Origin of the sequence: Chryseobacterium sp. Chry.R1 (assembly GCF_039645525.1) — a bacterium.
Classification (GTDB): domain Bacteria; phylum Bacteroidota; class Bacteroidia; order Flavobacteriales; family Weeksellaceae; genus Chryseobacterium; species Chryseobacterium proteolyticum.
On record NZ_CP151793.1, the window covers coordinates 1,005,885 to 1,021,856 of the forward strand.

14 protein-coding genes and 2 tRNA genes are annotated in these 15,972 nt (G+C 36.0%); 8 read left to right on the forward strand and 8 right to left on the reverse strand.

All coding sequences use genetic code 11. The features are described from left to right. Positions 1-2 precede the first annotated feature (2 nt). Together AAEU33_RS04745 and AAEU33_RS04750 are read right to left on the reverse strand one after the other, a co-directional pair. Entirely contained in the window at positions 3-593 is a 591-nt protein-coding gene (locus AAEU33_RS04745; RefSeq protein WP_345991113.1) for a SprT-like domain-containing protein, read from the reverse strand. 1 nt (position 594) lies between these two features. Continuing rightward, entirely contained in the window at positions 595-1,935 is a 1,341-nt protein-coding gene (locus AAEU33_RS04750; protein WP_172281792.1) for a TolC family protein, read from the reverse strand. A gap of 97 nt (positions 1,936-2,032) precedes the next feature. Here AAEU33_RS04750 and AAEU33_RS04755 point away from each other — a divergent pair, with 97 nt between their 5' ends. From AAEU33_RS04755 to AAEU33_RS04785, 7 genes are all read left to right on the forward strand, one after another. Beyond that, on the forward strand, positions 2,033-3,277 hold the full coding sequence (locus AAEU33_RS04755; RefSeq protein ID WP_345991115.1) for a folylpolyglutamate synthase/dihydrofolate synthase family protein: 1,245 nt from the start codon (positions 2,033-2,035) through the stop codon (positions 3,275-3,277). A 42-nt stretch (positions 3,278-3,319) separates the two neighbouring features. Next, a tRNA-Val gene (locus AAEU33_RS04760) sits at positions 3,320-3,394 on the forward strand. Positions 3,395-3,427: 33 nt separating this feature from the next. Further along, positions 3,428-3,502 (forward strand) — tRNA-Val (locus tag AAEU33_RS04765). Between the two features lie 137 nt (positions 3,503-3,639). Then, complete coding sequence (locus tag AAEU33_RS04770) at positions 3,640-4,623, forward strand: hypothetical protein (RefSeq protein WP_345991117.1); 984 nt, start codon at positions 3,640-3,642, stop codon at positions 4,621-4,623. A gap of 54 nt (positions 4,624-4,677) precedes the next feature. Continuing rightward, positions 4,678-5,148, forward strand: coding sequence for a DUF4280 domain-containing protein (locus AAEU33_RS04775; protein WP_273650284.1), 471 nt, complete (start codon positions 4,678-4,680; stop codon positions 5,146-5,148). 2 nt (positions 5,149-5,150) lie between these two features. Next, entirely contained in the window at positions 5,151-7,937 is a 2,787-nt protein-coding gene (locus tag AAEU33_RS04780) for a hypothetical protein (protein WP_345991119.1), read from the forward strand. A gap of 4 nt (positions 7,938-7,941) precedes the next feature. After that, positions 7,942-8,844 carry a hypothetical protein gene (locus AAEU33_RS04785; RefSeq protein ID WP_345991121.1) on the forward strand — a complete coding sequence of 301 codons (903 nt, stop codon included), beginning with the start codon at positions 7,942-7,944 and terminating at the stop codon, positions 8,842-8,844. A gap of 77 nt (positions 8,845-8,921) precedes the next feature. Here the strand turns inward: AAEU33_RS04785 and AAEU33_RS04790 are convergent, their stop codons facing one another. The 5 genes from AAEU33_RS04790 to AAEU33_RS04810 are packed head-to-tail and all read right to left on the reverse strand — an operon-like array spanning position 8,922 to position 12,581. After that, positions 8,922-9,824 carry a glycosyltransferase gene (locus AAEU33_RS04790; RefSeq protein ID WP_345991122.1) on the reverse strand — a complete coding sequence of 301 codons (903 nt, stop codon included), beginning with the start codon at positions 9,822-9,824 and terminating at the stop codon, positions 8,922-8,924. Between the two features lie 4 nt (positions 9,825-9,828). Further along, positions 9,829-10,794, reverse strand: coding sequence for a glycosyltransferase family 9 protein (locus AAEU33_RS04795; RefSeq protein WP_345991124.1), 966 nt, complete (start codon positions 10,792-10,794; stop codon positions 9,829-9,831). Between the two features lie 2 nt (positions 10,795-10,796). Then, positions 10,797-11,216, reverse strand: a complete 420-nt coding sequence (locus tag AAEU33_RS04800; protein WP_273650279.1) for a SufE family protein — start codon at positions 11,214-11,216, stop codon at positions 10,797-10,799. A gap of 46 nt (positions 11,217-11,262) precedes the next feature. Then, on the reverse strand, positions 11,263-12,357 hold the full coding sequence (locus tag AAEU33_RS04805) for a glycosyltransferase (RefSeq protein ID WP_345991126.1): 1,095 nt from the start codon (positions 12,355-12,357) through the stop codon (positions 11,263-11,265). Next, on the reverse strand, positions 12,357-12,581 hold the full coding sequence (locus AAEU33_RS04810) for a uroporphyrinogen decarboxylase (protein ID WP_273650277.1): 225 nt from the start codon (positions 12,579-12,581) through the stop codon (positions 12,357-12,359). Before AAEU33_RS04810 ends, AAEU33_RS04805 begins: the two co-directional genes overlap by 1 nt. Before the next feature lie 154 nt (positions 12,582-12,735). On the opposite strand from AAEU33_RS04810, the gene AAEU33_RS04815 reads away from it, so the two are divergent. Further along, entirely contained in the window at positions 12,736-15,267 is a 2,532-nt protein-coding gene (locus tag AAEU33_RS04815; protein WP_172281773.1) for an ATP-dependent Clp protease ATP-binding subunit, read from the forward strand. Between the two features lie 75 nt (positions 15,268-15,342). Here AAEU33_RS04815 and AAEU33_RS04820 read toward each other — a convergent pair whose 3' ends face one another. Continuing rightward, positions 15,343-15,948 carry a hypothetical protein gene (locus AAEU33_RS04820; protein WP_172281771.1) on the reverse strand — a complete coding sequence of 202 codons (606 nt, stop codon included), beginning with the start codon at positions 15,946-15,948 and terminating at the stop codon, positions 15,343-15,345. Positions 15,949-15,972: the final 24 nt, after the last annotated feature.

Sequence of the window (15,972 nt, forward strand, 5' to 3'; positions counted from 1 at the left end):
GCTTAACTACATTTTTCTACCCTTGCCAGAGGTTTGAAAGAATACTTCCTTCCAGTAGCCAGGTTCTTACAAAGATAGTTTTTTTTAATCAGACCTTCTAAAAAATACTTTTCGTTTCTATAGATGAAATAATCTCCTTTCTGCAACTCTTCTATAAACTGAAGCTTATCATCTTGTTTTTCAATATGGAAATATTTGACCAGATCCGGACTAGCCATAAAGTTGGCCTTTGGAGATCTTGAAAACTTTACAATAATTGGCTTAAGAGCATCTTCATATACCTCAACACTTTCAAGAAGCATTCGTCTGAAAGTATCTTTCCACTCATTGCCATGTGGAGAAATTCTTCTGCCATAATTTTCAAAAGCAATGAGATGGGCCAGCTCATGAGTCAGAACAAAGAAAAACAGTTGAGGCGCTAATGTAGAATTGATTGTAATTTCATGGGAATTATCCGGGAGCTTTCTGTAATCTCCCAGTTTTGAATTCCTGTTTCTTGTAATCTTTATATGGATATAGTAATCTGAAAACCAGATTTTTAAATACTGAAGCGTGTTCTGTGGTAAATATTTTTCTAGTGACTGGATAGACATTTTATAAACTTAGTGGAATTCCTGCATAGAAATTCAACAATTTAAGACTGAAAAGATAATTATACTTAGCCTGCGCCACTGAACCCGCTGCATTAGCGTAATTATTTCTTGCCACGTTCAGGTCAAAAATAGTAGTCCGCCCTGCAGCATAACTTTTATCTGCAAAATCCAATGACAATTTTGTGCTTTTTGCAGCTTCTACAGCAGCAATATAAGCTTCATAATTAGCTTCTACGTCGAACTGGGCTTTCTGTACATTTTGTCTTACCGTCTGTTTTTGTTGTTCTAACGTATTCTTTGCCGCACTTTCATTAATTCTTGACTGCTCTACCTGAAGTTTTGTAATTCCCTTGTTGAAAATAGGAACGCTGATAGATAAGCCTGCCTGTTGCCCGAAATTATCTTTATATTGCTGAAATAAGTTTCGTTCCGCGATATAAATCAATTCATTTCCGGTATTATTGGTATTAAGCAGGTTATTGTAAAAACTACCGATCCCTGCACTTGCTGTTACCGTAGGCCAGTATGCTGTTTTAGATACTTCAGTTTGAGCTTCCGCAGATCTTATTCTGCTTTCCGCTGCTTTTATTTGCGGTTGATTTTCGTATGCTGTGTTCAAAACCTCATCCACAGATTTTAATTGTGGGGCCAGATCATCTGAGACAACTACATCTTCAACATCAAAATCTTTGTAATCCTGCAATTGTAAAAGTTGAGCAAGTGCAAATAGACTTCTTCCGGTGTCAATTTCAGCTGTTTTGAGATTTTGTTTTTCTCTTGCCAATGCAGATTGAGCTTCTGCAAGCACTGTTTCAGCAGTCGTTCCTACCTGGGTAGTGATTTTTGCCCTGTCATATTGTTTTTGAGCATTGTCAACAGCACTTTGCGAAATTTTAATAATTTCTTTTTTAAGTAAGGTTGTTAAATATTGCTGTGCGATCTGCAATGAAATATCATTCTTTATGGTTTCAATATCATATTGACTTGCTTCTACATCAAACTGCGTTTTTCTGACAGTTTTTTCCAGTCTTCCATTATTATAAACCAGGATATCAGCTCCCAGACTGGCATTATTACTGAATCTGTCATTTCTAAGACTTCCTGTTCCGAATGACGTCTGTCCAAAACTGACTGTATTTCCTATACTTGCTGATAAAGAAGGTAAATACCCTTTTTTAGCAATTTTAAGATTAGAATCCTGGACTTGTTTAGAGTATTCATTTTGGATAACCTGAAGGTTATGCTTCACAGCATAATCCACACATTCTCTTAAGGACCATTTTTTCTGAGCATTCATACCCAGGAAAGTTAATCCGAAAACGATAGTCCAAACTTTTTTCATATTAAGATTTTACCATATTAGACGTACCAAATATAAAAAAGTTACACATTTAAAAATTATTGTTTCATTTTAATAAAACTTTTGAGAATTTTGCATCATGACAACCAAAGAATATCAGGAAGCCGTTGACTGGCTTTTCGTGCAGGCACCCAACTATCAGATTGACGGAGAGAAGGCTTATAAGCCTGGACTTGACAATATAACCAAGCTATGTGCATTTTTTGACAATCCACAGGAAAAAATAAAATGTATTCACATCGGAGGCACCAATGGTAAAGGTTCAACCAGCAATATGCTTGCTTCTATTCTTCAGGAAGCCGGCTACAAAGTTGGAATATACAATTCTCCACACCTTATTGATTTCACAGAGCGTATCAAAGTAAACGGGAAAAACTGTAACAAAGAATTCGTTTTTGATTTCATCACAAAATTAAAAACATTACCCAACGATATTTTGCCTTCGTTTTTTGAATTTACCACCATAATGGCTTTCGAATATTTTTATCAACAGCAGGTAGATTTTGCAATTATCGAGGTAGGTTTGGGAGGAAGACTGGACTCAACCAATATTATAAGGCCTTTAGTATCTGCTATTACTAATGTACAGCTGGATCATCAGAATATCCTGGGAAATACTATAGAAGAAATAGCCAGGGAAAAAGCAGGTATTATCAAAAACGGAATCCCTATTATATCCGGGGATGAAAATGAAGTTGTAAAAAATATCATCCGTACTAAAGCGGATCAAAATAATGCAACATTTATCGATGCAACCACATTGTCATCGGGTTTCGCTTCGGATCTGAAGGGAAACTATCAACAGAAAAACATCAGGGTGGTTTTAGCGTTAACTGATGAGTTGTTAAAACTGAATGTTGAAATTTCTGAGAAAAACATTACAGACGGATTATTGCATGTTCATGAGAATACCGGATTTATCGGCAGGTGGTTTGAATTTTCAAAAACCCCGCTTACTATTTGTGATACAGCGCACAACCAAGCTGGTCTGGAACAGGTCTTCTCGCAGCTTAATTCCATTGACTGTAAAAAACATGTCATTTTAGGTTTTGTCAATGATAAAAAAATAGATGAAGTGATGAGTTTATTACCTGAAAATTCTACATTCTATTTTGCAAAACCATCGATTCACAGAGGACGTCATCCGAAAGATTATGAAGATTTGCTTATCAATGCAAAAATAATTTATAAAATTTTTGATTCTGTACAGGAAGCGTATTTATCTGCAAAACAAGAATGTACAAATGGCGAAATGATTTTTATTGGCGGAAGCAACTTTGTAGTAGGAGAATTTTTAGAAAAAAATTTGGAGATTTCCAGATAAGTCGTATATTTGCACCACTCTAAACGAGAAAACAAGTATAGAGGGTTCTTAGCTCAGTTGGTTCAGAGCATCTGGTTTACACCCAGAGGGTCGGGGGTTCGAATCCCTCAGGACCCACAGAAAAGGAAACGAAACCTTTCAAAAAAATTCGGGTTCTTAGCTCAGTTGGTTCAGAGCATCTGGTTTACACCCAGAGGGTCGGGGGTTCGAATCCCTCAGGACCCACAGAAGATCTCTCAAGAAATTGGGAGATCTTTCTTTTTTGATCTTACCTTAATTCCTTAAATTTTCAAGTCTTTTCAATTCAATTCATTAAATTTGATCAACACAACACATGTCTGATAGGTTAAAATGTTTTTGCTATGGATGTTATATTATCAAAAAAAGAAATATTAAGACGATTAAATACTTTGAGAATAAACCCTTTAGGGCTCCCCTCAAGAAAGTATGGAGTTTCAATAAAGTATTTTTCAAATGATGAAGAAATGCTGGATAAAAGGGTTGATTATGAAATTACTACTGAATTAAACCTCGAATACGGGAAAGGTTTTCTGACAATTGATAAAAAAAACATCTACTTTAATCAGCATCAAGCCGATAACATTAGCGAGCTATTGGCTGAATCCATTTCGAAATCCCTATATCCTGTCCAGACCCAAATCAATGAAAAAGGAACGGGCACTAATGAAATTACAAATTTTGATGAAATTAAAACCCGATGGTCCCACGAGAAGTTAAAATTATCTGAAAAGTATTCGGGGCACCCATTGGAGAAATTCTTATCCGCTGTTGACCATAAAATGGAAAATAAGAAAGAATTAGAGAACGGCCTGCATTATGACTGGTTCTGGAATCTCTTTTTTCACCCTAAATTCATTGATTATGGAGACACCAGAAAAACATCAACCGCATTATTTCTGGCTGTAATTCCCTATCAGAATCCTCTAAGATTCCCCGGAATTCAGACCATTCAAAAGATCCCGACAGATTATCATTCTTTTATTATTGAATTCAAAAGTGAAGAAATACCTGCGGACTTATATTTTATTCCGGCAAATGCTTTTAATCAAGATGCATATTGGATGTCTCTTAAAGTCACCTTTGATTTGGATGTATATCATCATTTTCCAATGCATACCAGGGCGTATTTTGAAGTTTTAACCAGGGATTATTCAGGGGAAAAAAAATTAATTAAAAGAATCAGCTACAATCAGTTTCAGCTCTATAACGGAGAGTATTCTGATAAGAAACTAAGTAAGGATAGCCCTTTTATTACGGGCGGACTTGTAGTTTCAGAACCTAACAAATGGGGATTTTATAAAAACATATATGAAAATGACTGGTAAAAATCCATTTGTATAAAAAACACTAATTTTACAAACCACACAAATTACATTAATATGTCTTTAAAAGAGAAAGTAGTACAGGGAGCCTTGTGCCAATGTCAGTTTGGTACTACTCCCGATACATTAAAGGTACTTACACAGCAAAAATTCTTCATCAATGACCTTAATGGCAGCTCTAAACTGGCTGCAACACATAAAGATATAGGATCTACTTTTGAAAAAAACAGCTTTGGTTCATGCAAAAAAAAGCTCAATACACCCTGTGTAGCTGTTGTTACTGAATGGAGTGGTTATTATGAAAAAGAAAAATACTCTCCACCTGATGGCTATGTTTTACTGGAAGACAGCAAAGCAACATGTCCTATCGGTGGTAAAGATTGCATCAGCATCATTAAAACCGGACAAATTGGAGAACCTTCCAAAAGCAATATAAAAAAGGCAGATGAAGAGCTTCAGTCACATGTAAATCCTGTTATCAATATATCACAGCATGATACGCAGGAGTTTTATAAATTTGGATTTTAAGTATGGGTACAGCTGGGATTAAAAAAGCTCTGATCAAGGAGCCCAAAGAAAACGTCAGGAAGTATGGTTCCGGATCCATTGTGGAACTAAGCCCTGCCAGAAACTCATTTACCGCTTATCTGGATAAAACCTGCCTGGGAAAAGGAACCCGAAATCCGGAATCTACAATGAAGGAAGTAAAGTGGTTCCTTATAAGAGAGCATATCTGGACATCATTTAAACAACTTTACCCAAACCTTGGGCCGAATGACTTTTTTACAACAATAAAAGCCCAAAACGAAGAAAACAAGGATTACAAAATATTTGAAGGAAACAACAAAGTATTCACTACCGGTGACATTCAGTCAAGTGCAAAAAGTATTGGAGTCATTTATCTGTTAATCCCTTATAGTAATTTCCCTGAAACAGATGGTACAGAAGCCATGAGAGTGGTTGTTATTGATAAACCACAGGTCTTATACTGTCATTTTAAATTTCCTAAAGGAGGGTATATTCCTTTGACAAATAACGAAAAAAAAGCGTTGTATGGGCAAACAGTAGATGTAGAAGTTTATACGCATATGCTTCCCGACTGGAACAATAGCCTTTCAAAGTTCATTTTTGATGTTGAGCTTATTAACAAAGGTAAGGTCGTTTCCAAACAGCAAAGAATTGAAATTACCAATCCGGGACCATTCGTTTACAACACGGTAAAATCTTTAAAGTTTCAGTTGAATACCGAATGGCAAAAAAATCACAATAAAGAAAAGAAGGATGAAAAGTTCTTTCTAAGGTTAAAAGGTTATGTAGGATTCACAGGACCTGTTCTTCTACCGAAAGGTTTTCTTACCCAGGAAGGTGAATATGATTCTGAAAAAGACACTTCAAACTGGGGAAGAATGGAAAAAGGAAAATGGATCTTTAACACTTCTCCTGACTTAGTGGTCCCTTATAATGATATGAGTGCCCTTTTCGGTGAATTTGAAAAACAAAAAAATAATCAGATTCAATATATAGGAGACATTGAATATCTTAAAAAAGAATATGATCCCTGCGGATACAGCAAAATAACGATAGCCGATGAGGATGATAAAAAACGATCTCCCTATGTTATATTTGATGAAGATGCCAAAGACAGGATAGACAATACACGAAATACTTTTGACCTTGTAACAGGAGACAAAACAAAGAAAAAAATAAGCATAACCCTGGATAACCTTCAGAATAAAAATGTTTTGTGTACGGGAGTTTTACTTCCTAAAGACCAAAAACATAATATCCCGCAACATGTTTTTTTATTAGATACTGTTCTGGTTCCCCATTATACAAATAAAGTACTATCCGTAAAAAATGATCCCACACAAGCAAATGATACTGATGCTTACGCTGATGAAACGAAAGCCCCGTCAGGAAATGTAGCAGATGTACAGGGATGGAAAGAGAATGAGGATTACAGCTTTATTGGAGAAAATAAACTCCAACTGAACCTTTCCTACATTTACAACAAAACTACAGCTATCGGAGATAAAGAATTCAATGATATTCCTGTGGCAGAATCCTGGCTGGTCAATTACTTCTGGCTATCAAAAGAAAAAATACAAACGTATTTTGTCCCTGTTTCTACTTGTCGGTATCCTAATCAACTTGTTAAAATCAGGATATTCCCGGATGTAGAATGGTCACTAAACTTCCTTTACAATACCTCCGACCCTGTTTGGTACGGAAATTCTGAGCCAACCTATAATATCTATGGTACGGAAAGTAAAGCAACAAGAGACACCATCTCAGTAGGAGACCTTAAAACAAAAGGGGATGTTGTTGCCCTGGCCGACTTAAGAAGAGAAGAGAGAAACGAAAACAAAAATATCAAAGACGGACAAAAAAAAATTGCCACTTCTGCTAACCGTTACATGGGAGACATGAAAGGGAATTTTGGACTTTCTGCCAAGGTCTCATATAATGGTGGTGTCTCCCATGAACTCAGTTGGAAATTTGCCGAAAAGTACCGTAAAATGCTGGGCATTTTAAAATCGGTTTATGATACGGTAGATGATATTGCAGGAGCAAAAGAGGCCAGAAAGGGAGCAGAATCCCTTCCTCCTTCACTGGCAGGAAGAAGGAGCATGATGAGCCTTTCACTCCTCCCTCCTGCCCCATCAGCAGGGATTAGCTGGAAATTTGCAAAAACAGGGGATTTTGTTGGCCTTGAACTTGCCGGAAAGGTAAAATGTTCTCCCCTCATTGGTGGAGAGCTTAAAATTGATTTATTGGCCTTAGCTGATAAAATTCCTGTTTATGGAAAGTTTATTACTTTCCTGGACCTAACGACCTGGCTCATTGAAAAAATATCCATGAATGCCTTAAGCATTACCTATCGTATTGATTTGATATTTTATGCAAATCTGGCAATCGAGGAAGCCTATGTAAAATGGAATGATGCAAAAGAAGGCAATAAATTCGATACCGATTTAACCCTTTCCGGAACACTGGGAGGGAAACTTGAACTTGAACTGGGCCTTACCATGAGCGCTAAGCAGATCAATAAGTTTCCTGAGGTAGAGCTTCAGGCCGGGGTAAGAGCAGACTGTTCATTCAAAATTACAGCAAGCCCTAATTTCGATTGGGATAATAAATTTGACTTTACAACCAAGTTCTCAGGACTTATGGTTACTGTTTATTACAAATTTTCCATGAAGAGGAACTCCAAAAATAAAGCTCCGGAAACACTTGATCCTTTTAAACTGATCCCAAGCTACTCCGGAAATCCAGTCAGCATGACATTTGGAGCCGGAGAAGAACATAAATATTAATACAATGAACAAAAAGATATTATTTGGCTTATTGCTATTCAACATGATAAGCTGTCAAAAAAAAGACACAACGTCTCATACATCTCCATCAAACAAAAGTAATTACGAAAAAAAAACAACACAAAATATGGCTTCTCAACCTTTATATGCATTAAGCCTTGATGCAGCTGGCGATTTTCAGGTTTACATTAATGATATCCTGGTTGCCTATTATTACAAAAACGGCGGAACATCGTTGACCTTGCCTATTAATCGTGAAATTTTAGGTCCGGGAAAACAAACCGTTAAAGTTATTTTGAAGTCGGATAAAGAACTGGATGAAAACGAGCTTAAATATTATAAATTCAGAATTTTAAAGTATGCTTCATTTGATTCCCCTGACTATGAGGTAATAGTAGATTGTAAGTTTAATGCAGAAACCAGTAAGCCCACAAAAGAGATTACTCAATCCTGGGATTTTACTTCTGATGTTCCCTATCAGGTATCAGGATGGTCCCACTCCGCTGTTCTGTTGAATGAAGATAAAGATGCTCTTCTGAAAGAGGTCTTAGAGACTTATAATCATTTCAGGGAAATTCTGCAGAAAAAAGATATTGGTAGTTTTCTCACAAAAACAAAAGTCCGAGATGCCGAAATTGACAAGGCCTTATATCTTTCTTCTGCTGAGAGCAAAAAGGACCAGGCAGAAACATCGGAAACGATTCAGAATATCGTTGAAGTTTTACCGATAGACAATTATAAAATGGTTTTTTATGGCAATGGAAGAATGGTTGCTTTAATCAGGACTGATGAAAAAAATAAAGATGAATCAGCTTTGCAGGCAAAACTTAAAGACAAAAGTACAGAAATCTATGAATTGGTACTTCATCGTCCAAAAAAAGGCGCTCCTCTTGAAGTAATAAGATAATTAATTTTTAATCGTAGCATTGGCATTTTTGTCAATGTTTTATTTTTACCTGAAATGATTCTGATAAGGAAAATCTTTCAGATATCCGCTACATTCAGTAGTAATCCCAGCTTATAAAAATCAAGGTATTTAAGGTTGGTATTTCCCTTTAAAAGCTTACGCTCTATCCTTGGCCTGCTAACCCTAAAGAAAATGGTAAATAAGCTTTTTAAACCAAGCCTTTTTATAGCCTTGTACGCTTTTACCAGTTTAATTTCGGAAAGTTTTGCAATGAGTTGTTTGTTTTGAAGCATTTGAGATAAACTACCTACCGATTCTTTTACTTTTTCTAGGTAGAGTTGATTATCTTCTACATCATTGTTGAATACAGGATTCTGTAGATGGTTAATTTTTATATGACTGGATTTTAAGTCCATTGCAAATAACAGATCTTCGTACCCATAGCTTTGAAATTCGGGATTAAACGGAACTTTCTTGAGGATATTCCGATCAATGATAAAATTATTTGTTTGGAAGCTCAAGTAAGGATTTTCCACACGAAGCGAAACCGGTAAATTCTCACGCTCTACGGCAAATTTCCATCTTAAATAATGGTTTTGATCAACCGGTGATTCTGAGACAACTCGCCCTCCGTAGATCACCTTTGTATCCGGATTCTCTTTTATAAATTCTATGTAATTTTCTAGAAAACGGTCACTTGTTATTTTACCGTCACAATCAAGAAAAAGTAAATAATCTCCCTTTGAATAGGAAAGAAACAGATTGCGGATTTTTGATCTCCCAATGTTTTTATCCAGATAGATCAATTTTTCTACCTCATCTTCTAGGACTTTATTAATCTGTTTAAATTGTTCTTCAGACCGATCATCGATTAATATGATTTCTGCATTAAAAGCCTTTGCTGTAATTTCTTTTCCTAAATCAGAAACTAATTCCCGGACATCAAAATTATAGACAGGAATGCAGATTGTAATTTTCATTTCATCAGATTTTTTCAATGATTTTCTGAATATTAAGCTCTTCCAGACATGCCCAATCTCCTCTGAAACATTCCTTATCTCCAAATACTGAACAAGGCCGGCATGTTAAATCTTTAATTTGCACCACATCATCTTCACTCTGTCCAAACCCTAAAAAGCCGGCATATGGATGTGTAGATCCCCAGATAGAAACGCATCTTGTTCCCACAAGGCTGGCAAGGTGCATATTGGCAGAATCCATTGAGATCATCAGTTTAAGTTCTGCAATTGTATCCAGCTCCTGTTTAAGGTTTAATTTCCCGGAAAGACTTTGGGTATTCGGAATTTCACGTTCCCATCTTTCCAGGGTTTCTGTTTCATTTTTCCCGCCTCCGAAGAAATATATTTTATCTTTTTGGGCTAAAATTTTAACGAGTTCATAGGATTTATCCAAAGGAAGCATCTTTCCTTTATGCTGTGCAAAAGGAGCAAACCCGATCCCGGACTTTTGCTGTATTGATGGCCTTAATTTATTGGATAGGTTCACTTTAAACCCCATTTCCCGGAATACGTCTGCATATCGCTCGACGGTTTTTTTCAGTTGTACTTTATCCAGATTCCAGACATCGGTAAGAATTTCCTTTTCTTCTTTTCCTTTATTGATCTTGAATACTTTGTATCCCTTTCTCCTGTAAATTTTATCCAGAACCTTCGTCCTGATTACATCATGCAAATTAGCTATGAAATCCGGATGAAATTCTCTGATTAACTCATTGGCCAATCTGTTTAATCCAAAAAAACCCTTATAATCATCCAGGTTAATTCCTTTAAAAATAATGTTGGGAATATCTGAAAACAAGCTTTCAAAATTTTTTCTGGAAACCATTACGATTTCTACATCAGGGTTTTGTTCAAGGAATTCACGAAAAACGGGCGCTGTCATCGCAACGTCGCCAAAAGCGGAAAAACGATATGCTAAAATTCTTGTCACAACTACGACTTCAGTTGATAGGCAACTGCATAAAATTTAATCTGTTTAGTCATTGCCATTAGTCCATTGGCTCTGGAAGGAGAAAGAAACTCCTGAAGTCCGATCTCTGAAATAAACTGGAAATCCGAATCCAGAATTTCCTGTGTAGAATGCCCGCTGTAAATACTAACCAGAAGAGAAACAATTCCTTTTGGTAAAATACCATCAGAATCAGCATCAAAATAAAGTTTGCCGTCTTTAAATTCAGCATCAATCCATACTTTACTCTGGCATCCTTTAATAAGATTAGCATCTGTTTTCTTGTCTTCTGAAAGCCCTTTCAATTCTTTACCAAGGTCAATAATATATTCATACTTCTGCTCCCAATCGTCAAGAAATGCAAATTCGTCTATTATTTCCTGCTGTTTTTCTTTAATGGTCATCTTTTAACAATTCTTTATGCAAAGATACCATTTTTGTAAAGATAATTTATTGAGATGCCTTTCTAAAAACTTCCAGAAGTTTTAGTTCTTCATTTTCCCAACAAAGCAATTCCGAGGCTTTTTTCAATTCATCCTGATAACCCTTTCTTCCCTTATTTAAAATTCTGAAAACAGCATCTGCAATATTTTCCGGCTGATGGTCCTTAATGATCTCACCAACATCAAACTGCATTCTTATATTACGCATTTCAGGGAGATCAGCCATAATTAATGGAACCCTTGCCTGAATACAGTCCAAGACTTTATTCGGAAGGGAGTATAAGTAGCTGTCCCCGCCGTTTTCCTCGATACTCATCCCCACATCTGCGGTAAGAGTAATTTTTCTTAGATCTTCAGGCACAAGCTTGCCCAAAAACTCAACTTTATGCTGTAGATTCTCACGAGCTACCAGCTCTTCATATTCCTTCTTTTTGGGACCATCTCCTGCAATCTTGAAAACAACATCATCAATATGATGCATAGCCAGAATTGCTTTATCAATTCCCCTAAAAGGATTTATTGCACCCTGGTATAAAAATACTTTAGGCTTATTATCGGGAATATCTATTGGAAAGTTTATTTTTTTGGGTGCATTTTGTACCACTGTAGCCTCTACATGATATTTTTCTTTAAACCATTTTGCATAACTTCCGCTGGCTGTTATCATGAATTTTAAGTTAGGAAGTACTTTTTTTTCCAGGTAACGCCATATTTTTTGTGACATTTTGCCCTGAATGGCTGGCATTTCGGAAAAAATTTCATGACTGTCAAAAATTAAAGGAATTTTTAATTTTTTTGCGATAAGATAATTGGGAAGAAGAGCGTCAATATCATTAGCATGAAGAATGGTATTCTTATCTGCTTTCTTTTTCAGTTCTTTGTACAATTTCCAGTTGAATTCAAAATAAGCCGTCTTTAAACTTTTAGAAACCAGCATAATCCTTGAGAAAGGATAAGGTCTTGTGATTTTCTCAGCCCCTCCCCAGTCGTTTCCGATCAGTTCCAGGGAGTATCCGTTTTCATACAAGGTGTGACAGACCTTTTCTATTCGCTGATCTGTATACAGATTACTAAAAGCAGATGTAATTATCTTTTTTTCCATTAACTTTTCTTTCCGGCCATTAAATGGTAAATCTGTATGATACAGATCAATCCGTTGGGTATAATAACCGGCCAGAGCATTCCGTTAAAGATACCATAAATGACAAAACAAATACAGCCGATCATATTTACGATTCTAATTTTTCTTACATCTTTCAATATAAAGCTCAACACAAGAAAAAGTGAAGCAGAATATCCAATATAAGCAGCAATTTCGGGGTTCATAAGAAAAATTTAAGGGACACAAACTTAGTCATTTTCAATAAGATAATAAAACTTTTTTCTGCCATAAAGTCATTAATTGATTTTTGGTAAAATATTTGTAATTTAGAATAATGAATAAAAGATAATTCTATCTTTATTCTAATTGAGATATATTATGGATTATAAGTTTTCACAAGGTTTGAGCCAAGTGTTCAAACAGAGCAAAAATGAAGCTAAAAGGCTGAAAAGTGAATTTCTTAATACAGAACATCTACTTTTAGGTATTATAAAAACAGAAAACTCTGCAAAAGAAATCCTTCAAAACCTTAATGCCGATTTAACACAAATCAGAAGAAAAATTGAAACTCTAAATACAGCAAGTCTTAATCCTATTTCTGAGGAGGTAACCAATATTTCTTTCACGAAAATGGCAGATCATGCCGTTAAACGTGCAGAGTTAGAATGCCGACAATACAAAAGTAATGAAATTAATACCGTTCATTTACTTTTAGGTATTCTTTATAAATATGAAGATCCCACCTCAAATATATTAGGCGCTTACGATATCGACTATGAAGGCGTTTCAAGAGAATACCAGACAATGCTTAAAAATTCCGGACAATCACCTCAGATGAGTGCTTATGATGATGATGATGAAAGAGAAGAATTTGAGCAGATGAGAAAACCGGCAGGAAATTTAGGCGCTGCAAAGAGCAAAACTCCTACGCTGGATAATTTTGGTAGAGACCTTACATCTTTAGCAAGAGATGGGAAATTGGATCCTGTAATCGGACGTGAGAAAGAAATCGAGAGGGTTTCTCAGATTCTTTCCCGCAGAAAGAAAAACAATCCCCTTCTTATCGGAGAGCCCGGAGTGGGTAAATCTGCTATTGCAGAAGGATTAGCTTTAAGAATCCAGCAAAAAAAGGTTTCCAGAGTTCTTTTTGGTAAAAGAGTGATCACACTGGATCTTGCAAGTTTAGTAGCAGGAACGAAATACCGTGGTCAGTTCGAGGAAAGAATGAAGGCGATCATGACGGAATTGGAAAAGAACAGGGATGTTATCCTATTCATTGACGAACTTCACACTATTGTAGGTGCAGGAAGCTCTACAGGAAGTCTCGATGCCTCCAATATGTTTAAGCCGGCTCTTGCAAGAGGAGAAATTCAATGCATCGGAGCCACTACTTTGGATGAATACCGTCAATATATTGAAAAAGACGGAGCATTAGAGAGAAGATTCCAGAAAGTAATGGTAGAGCCTACCTCTATTGACGAAACCATTCAGATTTTAAATCAGATCAAAGATAAGTATGAAGAGCATCATAATGTGATTTATACACCAGAAGCCATATTGGCTTGTGTGAATCTTACATCAAGATATATTACAGATCGTTTCCTACCGGATAAAGCGATTGATGCAATGGACGAAGCAGGTTCCCGTGTTTATATCAAAAACATGAAAGTCCCTACCGAAATCATTGAATTCGAAAAGAAAATTGAAGACATCAAAGAAATGAAGCAGAAAGCTGTAAAAGCTCAAGATTATCTTGAAGCCAGAAAGCTTAAAGATGAGGAGGAAAGACTTCAAATGGAGCTTAATGCCGCACAAGATCAGTGGGATAAGGATGTAAAAGAGAAAAAAGAAACGGTTACAGAAGAAAACGTTGCAGAGGTAGTTTCCATGATGAGTGGTGTTCCTGTAACCAAAGTTGGTAAAAATGAGCTTGATAAATTAGCTCAGATGGACAACAACCTGAACGGAAAAGTTATCGGACAGGAAGATGCTGTAAGAAAAGTAGTTAAAGCTATTCAACGAAACAGAGCAGGTCTTAAAGATCCAAATCGTCCGATCGGAACATTTATCTTCTTAGGAACAACCGGTGTTGGTAAGACTGAGCTTGCCAAGGTAATGGCAAGAGAACTTTTCGATTCAGATGAAGCATTGATCAGAATTGATATGAGTGAATATATGGAAAAATTCGCCGTATCAAGATTGGTAGGTGCGCCTCCGGGATATGTTGGATATGAGGAAGGAGGTCAGCTTACTGAAGCCGTGAGAAGAAAACCTTATGCAGTAGTTCTACTTGATGAGATTGAAAAAGCTCACCCTGATGTATTCAATATCTTATTACAGATTCTGGATGAAGGGCACGTTACAGATAGTTTAGGTAGAAAAATTGATTTCAGAAACACGATCATTATTCTTACTTCAAACATCGGAACAAGAGACCTTAAAGACTTTGGAGATGGTGTAGGATTCGGAACTTCTGCTAAGAAGTCAAATACAGACAACAGAGCAAGAAGCACAATTGAAAATGCCCTTAAGAAAGCATTTGCTCCTGAATTCCTGAACAGAATTGATGACATTGTGATCTTTAACTCTCTTGAACAGACTGATATCAAGAAAATCATTGATCTTGAATTAAATAAGCTTTACACCAGACTTGATAAATTAGGATATAAAGTCGATTTAACTGAAGCAGCTAAAGATTTTATTTCTGAAAAAGGATGGGATAAAGATTTTGGTGCAAGACCATTGAAAAGAGCAATCCAGAAATACATTGAGGATTTATTGGCAGAAATGCTGGTAAACAAGCAATTAAATGAAGGAGAAACAATTGTTCTTGATGTAAATGAAGCTAAAGACGGATTAACCGGCAAGGCTCAAAAGACCAAAAAGACGACTGAAAAGTCTTCTCAATAAATAAATAATTTTGTTAAAATAAAAAGCACGGAAGTATTTTCCGTGCTTTTTTATTATTTAAAATTTTATTAGCTGTCATTCAATAATATCTGAAAGCTTTTTATTCTTCATTTTTAAAAGACGCTTTAAAGAAATAAAATGGGTAAAGCCGGAAAGAGGAACTCCAAATAGCGGAATCATGATTAACGGTAACTGAATAATCGGAGCCATTTCATTATTTTCTGTAATGGTAAGAAAAACCCCCGTTCCTACAGCAATAATAAAATCTAGCGAGCCAATAATATTGAAAATATAATAGCTTAGCTTGGTACGTCCGAAAACAAAAACGGTGGCAGCAAGGATTCCTGAAATAATATCTCCATAAGCCGCATTATTAATAAATGTTTCTGACAGTTTTCCAGTATATGAAATAAAAATCCAGCCCGCAAAAATTCTCCAAACATGAAAAAGAGCAATCCCCTTTAAAGGAATAGAGTCGGAGAAAGTTCTAAAAGAAGGTTTGGACTGATAAATAATAATCAAGACCAAAAGTATTGAAGCAATTAAGACGCCAAAAAGCAGGCGCGGAATAAGGCTGAAAATATTAAAAAAACCTAATAAAAAACTTCCTGCTCCCCAAAAGATCAGAATAAGCGCGATACGCTTTTCCAAGCCCGTCTGTTGAATGTTTTCTGTTTGCATAATGTATCATTTATTATGCAAATT

What these genes read in the sequence shown, in the direction of transcription:
- AAEU33_RS04745 (WP_345991113.1), bottom strand. Translation starts at nt 593, where the DNA reads ATGTCTATCCAGTCACTAGAAAAATATTTACCACAGAACACGCTTCAG.
- AAEU33_RS04750 (WP_172281792.1), bottom strand. Translation starts at nt 1,935, where the DNA reads ATGAAAAAAGTTTGGACTATCGTTTTCGGATTAACTTTCCTGGGTATG.
- AAEU33_RS04755 (WP_345991115.1), top strand. Translation starts at nt 2,033, where the DNA reads ATGACAACCAAAGAATATCAGGAAGCCGTTGACTGGCTTTTCGTGCAG.
- AAEU33_RS04770 (WP_345991117.1), top strand. Translation starts at nt 3,640, where the DNA reads ATGGATGTTATATTATCAAAAAAAGAAATATTAAGACGATTAAATACT.
- AAEU33_RS04775 (WP_273650284.1), top strand. Translation starts at nt 4,678, where the DNA reads ATGTCTTTAAAAGAGAAAGTAGTACAGGGAGCCTTGTGCCAATGTCAG.
- AAEU33_RS04780 (WP_345991119.1), top strand. Translation starts at nt 5,151, where the DNA reads ATGGGTACAGCTGGGATTAAAAAAGCTCTGATCAAGGAGCCCAAAGAA.
- AAEU33_RS04785 (WP_345991121.1), top strand. Translation starts at nt 7,942, where the DNA reads ATGAACAAAAAGATATTATTTGGCTTATTGCTATTCAACATGATAAGC.
- AAEU33_RS04790 (WP_345991122.1), bottom strand. Translation starts at nt 9,824, where the DNA reads ATGAAAATTACAATCTGCATTCCTGTCTATAATTTTGATGTCCGGGAA.
- AAEU33_RS04800 (WP_273650279.1), bottom strand. Translation starts at nt 11,216, where the DNA reads ATGACCATTAAAGAAAAACAGCAGGAAATAATAGACGAATTTGCATTT.
- AAEU33_RS04805 (WP_345991126.1), bottom strand. Translation starts at nt 12,357, where the DNA reads ATGGAAAAAAAGATAATTACATCTGCTTTTAGTAATCTGTATACAGAT.
- AAEU33_RS04810 (WP_273650277.1), bottom strand. Translation starts at nt 12,581, where the DNA reads ATGAACCCCGAAATTGCTGCTTATATTGGATATTCTGCTTCACTTTTT.
- AAEU33_RS04815 (WP_172281773.1), top strand. Translation starts at nt 12,736, where the DNA reads ATGGATTATAAGTTTTCACAAGGTTTGAGCCAAGTGTTCAAACAGAGC.
- AAEU33_RS04820 (WP_172281771.1), bottom strand. Translation starts at nt 15,948, where the DNA reads ATGCAAACAGAAAACATTCAACAGACGGGCTTGGAAAAGCGTATCGCG.